General features: G+C 68.8%; 10 protein-coding genes. 6 read left to right on the top strand and 4 right to left on the bottom strand.

Annotated elements, in window-relative coordinates:
• Window positions 1-27 precede the first annotated feature (27 nt).
• Both ASF61_RS20745 and ASF61_RS20740 read left to right on the top strand, forming a co-directional pair.
• Window positions 28-1,665 carry a methyl-accepting chemotaxis protein gene (locus ASF61_RS20745; RefSeq protein ID WP_229205955.1) on the top strand — a complete coding sequence of 546 codons (1,638 nt, stop codon included), beginning with the start codon at window positions 28-30 and terminating at the stop codon, window positions 1,663-1,665.
• The gene (locus tag ASF61_RS20740) at window positions 1,662-2,393 is read left to right on the top strand and encodes a tRNA-uridine aminocarboxypropyltransferase (protein ID WP_082491861.1); all 732 of its coding nucleotides are present in this window, start codon (window positions 1,662-1,664) and stop codon (window positions 2,391-2,393) included. Before ASF61_RS20745 ends, ASF61_RS20740 begins: the two co-directional genes overlap by 4 nt.
• Before the next feature lie 136 nt (window positions 2,394-2,529).
• Here ASF61_RS20740 and ASF61_RS20735 read toward each other — a convergent pair whose 3' ends face one another.
• The 3 genes from ASF61_RS20735 to ASF61_RS20725 are packed head-to-tail and all read right to left on the bottom strand — an operon-like array spanning window position 2,530 to window position 7,944.
• On the bottom strand, window positions 2,530-5,424 hold the full coding sequence (locus ASF61_RS20735; protein ID WP_056160462.1) for an Hsp70 family protein: 2,895 nt from the start codon (window positions 5,422-5,424) through the stop codon (window positions 2,530-2,532).
• 7 nt (window positions 5,425-5,431) lie between these two features.
• Window positions 5,432-7,276: an Hsp70 family protein gene (locus ASF61_RS20730; protein WP_056160460.1), complete on the bottom strand. Its 1,845-nt coding sequence runs from the start codon at window positions 7,274-7,276 to the stop codon at window positions 5,432-5,434.
• Window positions 7,273-7,944: a DUF2760 domain-containing protein gene (locus ASF61_RS20725; protein ID WP_056160458.1), complete on the bottom strand. Its 672-nt coding sequence runs from the start codon at window positions 7,942-7,944 to the stop codon at window positions 7,273-7,275. Before ASF61_RS20725 ends, ASF61_RS20730 begins: the two co-directional genes overlap by 4 nt.
• Before the next feature lie 311 nt (window positions 7,945-8,255).
• Here ASF61_RS20725 and ASF61_RS20720 point away from each other — a divergent pair, with 311 nt between their 5' ends.
• Window positions 8,256-9,377 (top strand): PA0069 family radical SAM protein, encoded by a 1,122-nt coding sequence (locus ASF61_RS20720; RefSeq protein WP_056160732.1) that lies wholly within the window; start codon window positions 8,256-8,258, stop codon window positions 9,375-9,377.
• A 6-nt stretch (window positions 9,378-9,383) separates the two neighbouring features.
• Here ASF61_RS20720 and ASF61_RS20715 read toward each other — a convergent pair whose 3' ends face one another.
• Window positions 9,384-10,058, bottom strand: a complete 675-nt coding sequence (locus tag ASF61_RS20715) for a gamma-glutamylcyclotransferase (RefSeq protein ID WP_056160730.1) — start codon at window positions 10,056-10,058, stop codon at window positions 9,384-9,386.
• Between the two features lie 232 nt (window positions 10,059-10,290).
• Here ASF61_RS20715 and ASF61_RS20710 point away from each other — a divergent pair, with 232 nt between their 5' ends.
• The 3 genes from ASF61_RS20710 (at window position 10,291) to ASF61_RS20700 (ending at window position 13,861) form a co-directional block, all read left to right on the top strand.
• Complete coding sequence (locus tag ASF61_RS20710; protein ID WP_056160456.1) at window positions 10,291-11,316, top strand: fumarylacetoacetate hydrolase family protein; 1,026 nt, start codon at window positions 10,291-10,293, stop codon at window positions 11,314-11,316.
• Complete coding sequence (gene maiA / locus ASF61_RS20705; protein ID WP_056160454.1) at window positions 11,313-11,960, top strand: maleylacetoacetate isomerase; 648 nt, start codon at window positions 11,313-11,315, stop codon at window positions 11,958-11,960. Before ASF61_RS20710 ends, maiA begins: the two co-directional genes overlap by 4 nt.
• Before the next feature lie 557 nt (window positions 11,961-12,517).
• The gene (locus ASF61_RS20700) at window positions 12,518-13,861 is read left to right on the top strand and encodes a glucoamylase family protein (protein ID WP_056160452.1); all 1,344 of its coding nucleotides are present in this window, start codon (window positions 12,518-12,520) and stop codon (window positions 13,859-13,861) included.
• Window positions 13,862-13,881: the final 20 nt, after the last annotated feature.

The raw sequence follows: 13,881 nt of genomic DNA, 5'->3' as shown, positions 1-13,881 counted from the left end.
CTCGACTGTTTTCCGAAGGAGTCCACCATGAAAAATCTGAACATCGGCACGCGTCTCGGATGTGGTTTTGCGCTGGTCCTGGTGCTGCTCACGGCGATGACCGTGATCGGCATCCTGCGCCTGAGCGCGGCCAGCGCGCTGACCGATCACATGATCGACGTGAAAATCCGCGACCAGCGCCTGATCGCCGAGTGGACCCAGATCGTCGAAGTCAACGCCGCCCGCACTATGGGGGCCTGGATGGTGGCCGACGCTGGCGACCAGAAAATGATCGAAGGCCTGATGTCCGCCTCATCGGCGCGCGCCACCGCGATCCAGGACCGCATCGGCGCTGCCATCAGCGACGAGGAACTGCGGCCGCTGTTCCAGGCGGTGGTCGATACCCGCAAGGCCTACACCGCCTCGCGCAAGGCAGTCTTTGCGGCCAAGGCGGCCGGCGACCTGGCGCTGGGCAAGCAGATTTTCGACGGCAAGATGGCGCAGGACCGCACGGCCTACCTGGGCGCGCTCGACAACTTCGGCAGGCAGCAGGGGGCGCTGCTCGACGCCACCGCCACCGTGATCCGCGAGCAGTACGCCAGCGGCCGCACGCTGCTGGTGCTGCTCGGCCTGGCCGCCATCGTGCTGGGCGTGACCGCCGCATGGTGGATCACGCGCACCATCACGCAGCCGATCAATGCGGCGCTGCGGGTTGCGGAAACCGTGTCGGCGGGCGATCTCACCAGCGAGATCCACGTCACCAGTACCGATGAAACGGGGCAGCTGATGAATGCCCTGAAGGTCATGAATACCAACCTGGTGGACATCGTGGCCCAGGTGCGCACCGGCACCGACCTGATCGCCACCGCGTCCACCGAGATCGCCGCCGGCAACCAGGACCTGTCCTCGCGCACCGAGCAGCAGGCCAGCTCGCTCGAGGAAACCGCGTCGTCGATGGAGGAGCTGACCTCGACCGTCAAATTCAATGCCGAGAATGCGCGCCAGGCCAACGAGCTGGCGATCAGCGCTTCGCACATCGCCAGCCGCGGCGGCGCGGTGGTGGGCGAGGTGGTCGACACCATGGGCTCGATCAACGATTCGTCGCGCAAGATCGTCGAGATCATCGCCGTCATCGACGGCATCGCTTTCCAGACCAATATCCTGGCGCTCAATGCGGCGGTGGAGGCGGCGCGCGCCGGCGAACAGGGACGCGGCTTTGCCGTGGTGGCCTCGGAAGTGCGCAACCTGGCGCAGCGCTCGGCAGCGGCGGCCAAGGATATCAAGGACCTCATCGACGACTCGGTGCAAAAAGTGGCGCAGGGCTCGGCGCTGGTGGACAAGGCCGGCCAGACCATGGCCGAAATCGTCACCAGCATCGGCCGCGTGACGCAGATCATGACCCAGATCAGCAACGCCAGCGACGAGCAAAGCGCAGGCATCGCCCAGGTGAATGACGCGATCACCCAGATGGACCAGGTGACCCAGCAGAACGCCGCGCTGGTCGAGCAGGCGGCAGCGGCGGCCGAGTCGATGCAGCAGCAGTCGGCCAAGCTGGCCGACGTGGTAGGGGTGTTCAAGCTCGGTGGCGCTGCCGCTGTCGCCACCCCTGTGGCGCTGCATGCTGCTGGCGCCGGGCGGCGCACCGAAGCCCGCGTGCCCGCGCTTCGGTACAATGCCGGTCCATGACCACCCGTACCCGCAGCACTGCTAGCACCGATTCCGCCACCGCATCGTCCGCCACCGCATCGTCTATCAACACGTCGTCCGCCCGGCAGCAATGCCAGGCGTGCCTGCGTCCGCAGCGCACCTGCATCTGCCGCTGGGTGACAACGCTGGCGCCGCAGGTGGAAGTGCTGGTGCTGCAGCATCCGATGGAGGTGGCCAACGCCAAGGGCAGTGCGCGGCTGCTGCATCTGTGCTTGGCCGGCAGCCGGCTGGAAACGGGCGAAGCGTTCGAACCCGGCCGGCTGCACGCCTTGCTGGCGGGCGAGCGCCGCAACGTGCTACTGTACCCGGAGACGGCAGAAGAGAAATCGCTTGGTGTTGCCACGCCGCCACCGTTCGACCGCGCCTGGCTGGCAACCCCGCAGCAGCTGCGGCTGGTGGTGCTCGACGGCACCTGGCGCAAGAGCCGCAAGATGCTGTATCTGAATCCGCTGCTGCAGGCGCTGCCCCGTCTGCCGTTGACCGGCACGCCGCCTTCGCACTATTTGATCCGCAAGGCCCACCTGCCGGACCAGCTCTCGACGCTGGAGGCGACCGCCTATGCGCTGGCGCAGCTCGAAGGCGCGCCGGAACGCTACGCGCCGCTGATCGCCGCCTTCGACGGCTTCGTGGCGCAGCAGGCAGCTTATTTGCCCGCCAGTTTGTCTGCTAATTTGCCTGCCAGTTTCTCTGCCAATTCGCCCGCCTGAGTGCAGGCATCAATGCCGGCTTGCTGTGGGCCGAACCGGCCGCTCAGCTGCTTCTCAACTGCCTCTCAACATTCCCCGCAACGGCCCCCGTAACTGCCGACGAAACTGTCGACGAAACTGCCAACGAAACCGCCGATCAGGCCAGCAGCTTCAAGCCCGGCGGCAGCGCCTCGCCCAGCATGCGCTGGGCGTCGGCGTGATCTAGTTGCACCACCTCGCGCACCATGGCGCTCCAGTTGGCGGGTGCGCCCACGGCGGCCAGCCGGCGCAAGATCTCGGCGCGCAGCGGGTCGTCGATATCGCGCGTGCGGTCGCCCGTCCTGCGCGCCAGGTGGGCAGCGGCAAAGCCGGCCGGCTCCACCTTTTTCCAGTCCAGCGCCAGGATCGCCGCCAGCCATTGCGCCACCGTGCTGGCGTCCACCACGTCGTGCGCGCTGCCGTGAAACGGCTGGCGCGCCCCCACCCGCGACAGCCCCCACAGGAAGCGCGCCTGGGTGGCTTCGGCCTTGCCGCCGTTGGCGGCGCCGGCGCGGGTCTTGTTGAGCGCGGCCTTGGCGGCGGCGCGCGTGGCAGCGTCGAGCCGGTCCAGCATCCAGGCGCCGATTTCCGCCTTGTAGTTGCCGGGAATGCGTTCGAGCGAAGCGCCCAGGCGCAGCATGTCTTCCTCGCTGCCGTCCACCAGCGTGTGCGGCCGGCGGCCCCGTTCTTGGGCGTCGGCCTGCACATTGAAAGCGAAATCGTCGAGCACGCGCAGTTGCGCAGCGACTGGCAGGCCGCCGGCCACGCGGCGCCACAGCGTCCACCACTCGGTGCGGACCTGGCCGTCGCCGTGATGCTGCACACCGGTGTCGTAGCAGGTCCAGAGCTGCTCGATGCGCCAGTCGTCGAGCGGATGGCCGAAGCCGGGACGCAGGCTGTAGCCGGCCAGGTTCAGCCACGCGCGTTCGTGCGCTGACGAGCGGCGCCGGCCGCGCGCCCGTTCGAGCAGCGCGTCGAACAGGCGCCGCAACACGGGCGTGGTCCAGCTCTCGCGGCTGCCCAGCAGGTGTTCGAGCTGGCTGCGCAGCTGCTTCACTTCCTTCGGATCGACCTGCAGCGCGCGGCTGCCGAAGATGCGGTCGATTTTTTCCAGCGCTGCCGGCAGACCGGCCGGCAGCGCCGACATTGCTGCATCAGCGGACGGCGCGCCGCCGATGGCGGCAATGTCGTCGTCTTCGGTCACGGCTGCCTCGCCGCGCAGCTGGAATTCCAGTTGCCAGCGCTGGGCGTCGTCGGTGGCCACGCAGTGCACGTTCAGCGTCCCCACCTCGCTCAGCATGGCGGCCAGCCGCACCGGCAGCTCCTTGCGGCTGTTGCTGGCCTGGCTGTCGCGCAGCACGGTGGCGATCGGCGGCAGCTGCACGTAGTCGTCCGGCTGCAGGTCCACCAGCTCGCCCGCCTGCGGCGTGACGGCGTCGGACGTGGACGAGGCGATATGGAAGCGCACCGGACGGCCCAGGCGCAGGGCGAACGTGCGGTCGGCCAGCAGCAGTTCGCGGTTTTCGGCGCTGCCGCGCGGCAGCAGGCAGATCGCGCGGCGCGGTTTGTCGGGCGGCGCGTCATCGAGCAGCAGGAAGTAGCTGCGCGGCGAACCGCCGCCGATCACCGGCGCCTGGCCGCACTGGCCCAGCGCATAGGCCACGCCGCCGCGCGCCACCGCCACGTCGGGATTATCGTTGTGCAGCACGCGCAGCGGCGCGCCGCGCCACCGGGCCAGCACCTGCTCCAGGCGCTGGCCCAGCGCGTCGGCACGGAATACGCCGCCGTTGAGCAGCAGCGTGTCCGGCACCGGGACGGCGGGATCGTTGGGCGACATGCCCAGCGCCGCGCGGGCCGCTGGCGCATGCTGGCGCAGGAAGCCGGCCAGGTGACGCGTGATGGCGGCGTCGCTGGCATACGGCAGGCCGAATTCGATGATGGCGCCGCGGCCCCGGCGCGCCGGTTCGCGCTCTTCGTTGAGCGGAAAAAAGCCGTCGATCACCAGCTGCGCCACCTCGTCGCGGGCGAGGTCGGCCGAGCGCGCGCCGCCGATCAGTTTCGATCCTGCGCCGAGCAGGGTGACGGTGGTTTTCTCCGGGGCATTGGCGGCCAGCAGCTGCTCCTTGGCGGCGCGGCAGCGCTCCGTCAACTGCGCCAGCCGGCCGGCCGACAGCCGCGCCGGCGCGGTACCGGCTGTGGGCAGGCGCGACTCCACCAGGTGCGCCAGCGCCAGGTCCATATTGTCGCCGCCGAGGATCAGGTGGTTGCCCACGCCGATGCGGGCGAGCTGCGGCGCGCCATCCGTCACGGTGACCTGGATCAGCGAAAAGTCGGTGGTGCCGCCGCCGACGTCGCACACCAGCGCCAGCCGGGTATGCGCCAGGTCGGCGGCCAGCGTCGCGCGCTGGCGGTACAGCCAGTCGTAAAACGCAGCCTGCGGCTCTTCCAGCAGCCGCAGTGCCGGCAATCCCGCCTGCCGCGCCGCCTGCAGGGTGAGGGCGCGCGCACCCTCGTCGAACGAGGCGGGGATCGTCAGCACCAACTGCTGCTGTTCGAGCGGATGGTCGGGGAAGCGGGTATTCCAGGCCGCGCGCAGGTGGGCCAGGTACGAGGCGCTGGCCGCCACCGGCGACACCTTGGCGACGTCGGCCTCGGCGCCCCAGGGCAGGATCGGGGCGGTGCGATCGACGCCGGGGTGCGACAGCCAGCTCTTGGCGCTGGCGACCAGGCGCCCCGGCACCTGCGCGCCCAGCTTGCGGGCCAGGCGGCCGATGACCACCTGCGTCAGACCGGCGCTGTCCGGGTCGCGCCACGGCAGCTGCAGCTCGCCGGCGGCGAACTCGCCCTCGGCCGGGTGGTAGCGCACCGATGGCAGCAGCGTGGCGGCGCCGATCTCACCGGGGGCGACGAGCTGCTCGATGGCGAACAGTTCGATGGTGGCGCTGTCCGGCGCCGCATAGGCGAGCACCGTGTTGGTGGTGCCAAGGTCGATGCTGACGAGGTACTGGCCCATGGCGCTGCTAGGCGGTGCGCACGTCGAATTCCACCTTCCAGCGCTGGCCGTCGCTGGCCACGGCCAGCAGTTCGAGCGTGCCGGCTTCGGTGGCCATCGCATGCAGGCGTACCTGCACCACGTCGCCGGACTGGCGGCCTTCGGGCGACAGCGTGGCCTGGATCTCGTTCATCTCGACCAGTTCGTCCGGACCCCAGAAGTCGAGCAGGTCGCCGATCTGGTCTTGCCGGCGCACCGAGGAACCGAAGAAGCGGAACTGCACCGGCTCGCCGACCACCAGGCCGAATTCCTGGTGCGGCAGTGCGATTTCGCTGCCTTCCTCCATGCCGAACGGCGCCACGCACAGCGCCTGGATCGGCGGCTCCATGCCGGGAATGGCCGGCATCGCCGATTCGATCGCGACGTAGTAGGAACGCGCCGTGCCGCCGCGGATGCGCACGCCGGCGCCGCGCCGCACGTAGCTGTAATAGGCGGCGCCGCGCGCCACCGCCAGGTCGAGGTCGGCGCCGTCCAGCATGCGCGCCGGTTCAGCACCTTCCATGTACAGCCAGTCGTTGAGGGTGGCCATGACGCGCTGGGCCAGCAGCTCGGACTTGAACACGCCGCCGTTGAACAGCACGGCCGTCGGGTGCAGGAAGGTGGCGTCCGGCGTTTGCCGGCCGCTGTAACCGGCCAGCTCGCTGGTGGCGCCCACCTGGCGCGCCAGGAAGGCGGCCAGGTGGCGGGTGATGCCGGCGTCCTGCGCATACGGCAGGCCGAGTTGTGTCAGGCCTGCGCGCTGGCGCACGGCCGGGCGGCTCGACGCCTCCACGGCCGGGAAGAAGCCGTCGAGGATGAAGGTGGTCACCTCAAGCCGCGTGAGTTCGGTGCGGATCGAGCCGCCGATCAGTTTGGAGCCGCGGCTCGGCACCACGATCGGCCAGGTGTCGATGCTGGCGTCGGCCAGCAGCTTTTCCTTGGCCGTGCGGCTGCCGTAGGTCAGCGCGCGCATCTGCCAGGCGTCGAGCTGGGTGCCGTTGGCGGCCAGCTTGCGCGCCACCAGGTGCGCCAGCGCCAGGTCCATATTGTCGCCGCCGAGCAGGATATGGTCGCCCACCGCGATGCGGTGCGGTTCCAGCACGCCGTCGCGTTCGAGCACGGCGATCAGCGAAAAGTCGCTGGTGCCGCCGCCCACGTCCACCACCAGGATGATGTCGCCCGGCTTGACGTCCTTGCGCCAGCGGCCTTCGCTGCCCTGGATCCAGCTGTACAGCGCTGCCTGCGGTTCCTCGAGCAGCGTCAGGTTCTGGTAACCGGCAGCGCGCGCCGCTTCGGCCGTCAGTTCGCGCGCGCCCGGATCGAACGAGGCGGGAATGGTGACGGTGATGGCCTGTTGGTCGAACGGCGCTTCCGGGTGCGCCTGCTCCCAGGCCTGGCGCAGGTGCGCCAGGTAGCGGGTCGATGCCTGCAGCGGCGACACGCGCGTGACTTCTTCCGGCGCGTCGGCCGGCAGCAGGGCCGAGCGGCGGTCCACGCCCGGGTGACTCAGCCAGCTCTTGGCGCTCGACACCAGGCGGATCGGCACGGTGGCGCCGCGGCTGCGCGCCATCTCGCCAGCGACTGCGCCCTGTTCGGCCTCGCTCTGCTGCCATGGCAGCTTGTTCTCGCCCGGCGCCAGCTCGTCGGCGTGCGGCAGGTACAGGAACGAGGGCAGCAGCGGCAGGTCTTCCACCGTGCCCGGTGCGGTCAGCTGGGGAATTGCCAGCACGCCATGGGCGGTCTGTTCGCCGTCGCTGGCCTGCAGGTCGACATACGAGAGGGCGCTGTGGGTGGTGCCGAGGTCGATGCCGATGGCGTAACGGGGATCGCTCACAGTTCCACCTCCGCCGGGGCCAGGATGGCGGCGTCGTGCGCTTCGGCCAGTTTCGGCAGGCGCACGTCGGTCGAGCGCCAGCCGCGATGGCTGAGCGTGCCGCGGAACGGCGCCTGGCCGACCACGTTGCCGGTCAGGCGCACGGCAGCGGCGTCGAAGCCCTGTTCCAGCACCACGCGGCTGCCTTCGGCTTCGCTGCGCACCGCCTCGATGGTGAAGTGCTCGCGCAGCACCTTGCTGCACCCCTCATGCACTACGCGTGCGGCGGCGCCGATGTCGGCGTCCGAGTAGGCGGCCAGGTTTTCCTGGGTGAAGTCGATCAGGCGCGCTTCGCGCTGGAACAGACCCAGCAGCTGCAAGGCGGCGTCGGGCGTGGCCACGCGCAGGGTGACTGGCGCCGGCGCCGGTGCGCTGACCGGCACCGGCGTCGGTACCGGCACGGGCGTGGGCACCGGTACCGGGGTGGGCACGGGCAGCGGTGTCGGCACGGGCACCGGCACCGGGGTGGGAACCGGTACCGGCGTCGGCGCGGCGACCGGCGCGGGTGCAGCGTCCATGCGGGTCAGCCGGGCGGCGTATTCAGCGTCGGAAATGGCGCGGAAGAAGGCGCCGATGGCGATCGAAATGCGGCTGAAAAAAGACGGCAGCGGTGGGTTTGGTGTGGTCATCAAATGCTCGCGTTGAATATGCCGGTGCGCTGCATCTCGCGGCGTTCCGGCGTGTATCGGTGTTGTGTATCGGTGTTATTGGTTGCAGTCGCGCACGGCGCGCGGGGGCCTGGCCTCCGGAAGCCCTGCATGATACCAGTTCGTACCGGGCCACCAAAGCCGCAGCCGCGCACACGGCTGATTTAGCGCTTGAATTGGCTGGGCTCTGCATCTAGAATACTGTTCATATATACAGTAAATCGAGTCCGCTCATGCAACCGCTGCATCGCATACCTACCCACCAGTACGACGAAAACGACCAGTCCCAAGTCATGCTGCCGCCGTTGTCGCTCAAGGCTGCCAAGGGGCGCGGCGCCGTGTCCAACCTGCAGGGCCGCTTCGAGGTCCATGGCCGCGAAGCCTATGACGACGGCTGGCAACGCGAAGAGGAGGGCAGCGCACCATGGAAAACCGAGGTCGTCGACGAGGTCTGCAAGTCCATCCTCAGCCGCAATGCCTCGCCGGACCTGCCGTTCGGCGTCTCGCTCAATCCCTATCGCGGGTGCGAGCATGGCTGCATCTACTGTTATGCGCGGCCCACGCACAGCTACCTGGGATTGTCGCCTGGCATGGATTTCGAGAGCAGGATTTTCGCCAAGGTCAACGCACCCGAGATGCTGCGCCGCGAGCTAGCCAAGCCCGCCTACGTGCCGGCGTCGATCGCGCTTGGTGTCAATACCGATGCCTACCAGCCGTGCGAGCGCGAGCGCAGGCTGACGCGCCGCGTGCTCGAGGTGCTGCAGGAATGCCGGCATCCGGTGGGCTTGATCACCAAATCGTCGCTGATCGAGCGCGACATCGACATCCTGGCGCCGATGGCTGCGCAGCGCCTGGCCGGCGTGGCGATCACGCTCACCACGCTCGATCCGGCCATTGCGCGCACGCTGGAGCCGCGCGCGGCCGCCCCGGCGCGCCGCCTGCGCACCATCCGCACGCTGACCGACGCCGGCATCCCCGTGGCCGTGAGCATCGCACCGATCATCCCGTTCGTGACGGAACCGGAGATCGAGCGCCTGCTGGCGGCGGTCAAGGACGCCGGCGCCGTGTCGGCCCACTACACGGTGCTGCGCCTGCCGTGGGAGGTGGCGCCGCTGTTCCACCAATGGCTGGAAACGCATTTTCCCGACCGCGCCAGGCGCGTGATGAACCGCGTGCGCGATATGCGCGGCGGCAAGGACTACGACAGCAACTTTGCCACCCGCATGAAGGGCGACGGCGTGTGGGCCGACCTGATCCGGCAACGCTTCACCATCGCTGCCAAGCGGCTGGGACTCACGGGGAAGGGCAGCCGCTTCCATACCATGGACACAGCGCAGTTCGTGCGGCCCAGCGTGGCGCCTGCGCCGGCAGCGCGCGCCGGCATGGCCAACAACGCTCAGCTCGATTTGTTCTGAACAGATTCAGCGTTGCACTGCGCGGCCGTTCAGTGCGGCAAGGTGGCGTTCGATCTCGAACACATGGGCGTCTTCGTGACCCAGTTCGCGCAGCGCGTGCGCCAGCTGGTTCAGGTAGTCGCTATTCGGGCCGCTGGGGCCAGCCGCGCCGGCAATGTGTTCCGCGATCTCGCGCTCGGACGCCGCACCGAGAAACGCGGCATTGTCCGGTGTGGCGATATACACCAGTCCCATGACGCTGCTGTACGCTGCGCTGCCGCTGCCGCTGCCGCTGCCGCTGCCGCTGCCGCTGCCGGTGGCCGGTCCCTGCTCGCCATGCCGCCCGCCATCCGGCGCGTCATTGTCGAACCGGATCGCCGTCGCCAGCCGCAAATAGCCGTCCTTCTCGCGGTGGTCGAGGTGGGCGAACACTTCCGGCGTGACCAGGTAGGCCATGCCGTGGCAGATGGCGCCCGGCGCCTCGATCAGGGTCACCACGCGGCCCGGCGCCTCGGGCGTGCCGCGGTGGTCGTGCGAGCCTTGCCAGAAGCGCCGGGTCCAGTTGGCGATGCTGGCCGGGCGCCGCTGCAGGTAGGGGAAGTCGGCCTTGTAGATCAGGGAGCCGTAACCGAACAGCCAGACGCTGTGGTGGTGATCGAACTGTGCCATCTTCCGGTTGATGGCGGTGGTGTCTGCTGTCATGGCGGTGATGGCGTACCTGATGAGGTGTAATGCATGGGCCGCCATTGTCGCATAACGGTGCAGGCGGTACCGGGCTGCCCTCGACGGCCGGCATTTGTTAAAACTCGTTTGCATGAAAGCCGGGCTTGGCGTCTAATGGCGGTGCAAACTCTGGAGGCCACATGACTATAACAATCGAGACAAACCCTTTCCACCCGCCGCGGCGCGAGGCCGGACAATCGGGAGCATGCGCATGAAGCTTGCCACCCTCAAGGACGGCAGCCGCGACGGCCGCCTGGTCGTCGTCAGCCGCGACCTGTCGCTGTGCCAGCCGGTGCCCGAGATCGCCGCCACGCTCCAGCATGCGCTCGACAACTGGGACCTGGTGGCGCAGCGTCTGCAGGCCGTGTACGCCGCCCTCAATCGCGGCGATGCCGCCGATACCGTGCCGTTAGACCAGCGCGCCTGTCATTCGCCGCTGCCGCGCGCCTACCAGTGGGCGGACGGCTCGGCCTATATCAACCACGTGGAACTGGTGCGCAAGGCGCGCAACGCCGAGGTGCCGGCGTCGTTCTACACCGATCCGTTGATGTACCAGGGCGGTTCCGACAGCTTTATCGGTCCCAATGACCCGATCTTTGCGCTGAGCGAGGACTGGGGCATCGACCTCGAGGCAGAAGTGGCCGTGATCACCGGCGACGTGGCGATGGGCGTGACGGTCGATGCGGCCGCTGCCGCGATCCGCCTGGTGATGCTGGTCAACGATGTCTCGCTGCGCAACCTGATTCCGAACGAGCTGGCCAAGGGCTTCGGCTTCTTCCAGTCCAAGGCGGCCAGCGCGTTTTCGCCGGTGGCAGTCACCCCCGACGAACTGGGCGAGCACTGGCGCGACAGCAAGCTGCACCTGCCGCTGGTGGTGGAGCTGAACGGCCAGCCGTTCGGCCAGCCCAATGCCGGCGAAGACATGACCTTCAACTTTGCCCGGCTGGTGGCGCACGCTGCCGCCACCCGCGAACTGGCGGCCGGCACCATCATCGGCTCCGGCACCGTCTCCAACAAGCAGGGCAACCTGCATGGTTCGAGCATCGCCAACGGCGGGGTCGGCTATTGCTGCCTGGCGGAAGTGCGCATGTACGAAACCATCGAGACCGGCAAGCCGCAAACGCCGTTCCTCAAGTTCGGCGACCGGGTGCGCATCGAGATGCCCGACGCCACCGGCGCCAGCATCTTCGGCGCCATCGACCAGACCGTCGTCCATTACGGCGAAAAAAGCCGATGAAGCTGTACACCTATTTCCGCAGCTCGGCCGCCTACCGCGTGCGCATCGCGCTGGCGCTCAAGGGCATCGCGTATGAGGCAGTGCCCGTGCACCTGCTGCGCGATGGCGGCGAACAGCTGGGCGACAATTACCGCGCCGTCAACCCGTCGGCGCTGCTGCCCACGCTGGAGGACGACAACGGCGTGGTGATCGGCCAGTCGCTGGCCATCCTCGAATACCTGGAGGAGACGCGCCCGACGCCGCCGCTGCTGCCGCCCGACGCGGCGGGCCGCGCGCGCGTGCGCGCGCTGGCCTTGACGCTGGTGGCCGACTCGCACCCGCTGAGCAATCTGCGCGTGCTGAAGTACGTGAAGGGCGAACTGGGGCAGGGCGAGGACGCCAAGCTGGCCTGGCAGCGGCACTGGCTGCACGAAGGGCTGGCCACCTTCGAGGCGCTGCTGACGCGCGACGCCGGCACCGGCCGGTACTGCCACGGTGCGACCCCCACGCTGGCCGACTGCTGCCTGGTGCCGCAACTGTTCAACGCCCGCCGCTTCGGCCTCGACCTGACAGGTTTTCCCACCCTGGTCCGGATCGACGCGGCCTGCGCCGAGCTGCCGGCATTCCAGGCCGCGCAGCCAGCGCGCCAGCCCGATGCCGAGTAGCGATGCTCGGTTCGCCAGCTGACCGGCGCGCCGGCATGCGGCAGCGCCGTGCAGACACCGTTCCCGACCCTGGCACAGATCGAAGCGGCCTGCGCCGCGCTGCCGGCATGCCAGGCCGCGCAGCCAGCGCGCCAGCCCGATGCCGAGTAGCGACGCTCGGTTCGCCAGCTGACCGGCGCGCCGGCATGCGGCAGCGCCGTGCAGACACCGTTCCCGGCCCTGGTGCAGATCGACGAGGCCTGCGCCGCGCTGCCGGCATGCCAGGCCGCGCAGCCAGCGCGCCAGCCCGACGTCGGATAGCGACAGCCGGTACGCCAGCTGACCGGCCCGCCAGCGTGCGGCAGATTCGTGACGGCGCCGCGCCCGACCCGGGTCCGGATCGATGCAACCTGCACCGCGCTGCCGGCATTCCAGGAGCGAAGCCAGCGCACCAGCCCGATGCCGGTAACGCCCGCCCGCCTGCCGGCTGAGCGGTATGCAGCTGATCCGTGCGATGGCTGACATACCGGCAGGCGCCAACATGCAAAGATGTCATCTTTTGATATTGTTGCCTGAATATGCGCAGTAATCCCCGCAGTAATCCCCGCAGTAATCCCTCATCTGAGCCAGCCGACGCCGAGCGCGAACTGCTCACCGCGCTGCAGCGCGCATCGTTCGACTACTTTGTTACCGAGGTCAATCCCGCCAACGGCCTGGTGCGCGATAAAACGGCCGGTGCCGGCTGGCCGGCCAGCATTGCCGCTACCGGGATGGCGCTGACCTGCTACCCGATTGCAGTCGAACGCGGGTTCATGCCGCGCGCCGAGGCGCTGGCCCGTACACTGGCGACGCTGCGCTTCTTTGCCGCCAGCGAACAGAGCGAATCGCCGACCGCGACCGGCTACAAGGGTTTTTACTATCACTTCCTCGACATGGGCACCGGCGCGCGCGCGCGCGACTGCGAACTGTCCAGCATCGACACGGCGCTGCTGATCGCCGGCGTGCTGGTGGCAGTTGCCTATTTCACCGGCGACAGCGACGACGAGCAGGAGATCCGCACGCTGGGCGACCTGCTGTACCGCCGCGTGGACTGGCAGTGGATGCGGCGCCGCAAGCGCCTGCTGTGTCATGGCTGGAAGCCGGGCAAGGGTTTCCTGCGCTGGCACTGGGAAGGCTATGACGAAGCGCTGATCCTGTACCTGCTGGCGCTCGGCTCGCCGACCTATCCGATCGAGCGCGACAGTTACGACGCCTGGGCCGCCAGCTACGAGTGGAAGACCATCTACGGCATCGAGTACCTGTACGCGGGGCCGCTGTTCATTCACCAGATGTCGCACGTCTGGCTCGACACGCGCGGCATCCGCGACCAGGCCATGCGCGCGCACGACCTCGATTATTTCGAGAACAGCCGCCGCGCCACGCTGGTCCAGCAGCGCTATGCGATCGAAAATCCGCTCGGCTTTCCCGACTACGACGCGCTGCACTGGGGCATTTCCGCCTGCGACGGCCCCGGCCCCGGCACGCGCAAGATCGGCGGCGTGCAGCGCAAGTTCTACGATTACATCGCGCGCGGCGTGCCGTACGGCCCCGACGACGGCACGCTGGCGCCGTGGGCGGTGGCGGCCTCGCTGCCGTTCGCGCCCGAGATCGTGCTGCCCACCATCGCCCACCATCAGGCGATGGACCTGCACGAAGACCGCGCCTGCGGCTTCAAGCCGTCGTACTCGACCGTGTTCCACCGGGGGCGCGGCGGCGTGCGCTGGGTCTCGCCTTACCACTTCGGCATCGACAAGGGCCCGGCCATCATCATGGCCGACAACTACCTGCACGACTTCGTCTGGCGCCTGATGCGTGGCAACGCTTATCTGCGCACGGGCCTGCAGCGGGCCGGCTTCGACGGGGGCTGGCTGCAGTCGCCATAATGGCGCAGGGCCGTTACAAT

Source organism: Duganella sp. Leaf126 (genome assembly GCF_001423125.1).
Taxonomy (GTDB): Bacteria; Pseudomonadota; Gammaproteobacteria; order Burkholderiales; family Burkholderiaceae_D; genus Rugamonas.
Note: the sequence above shows the minus strand (reverse complement) of the source record. Positions and strands in the feature narration are given on the sequence as shown.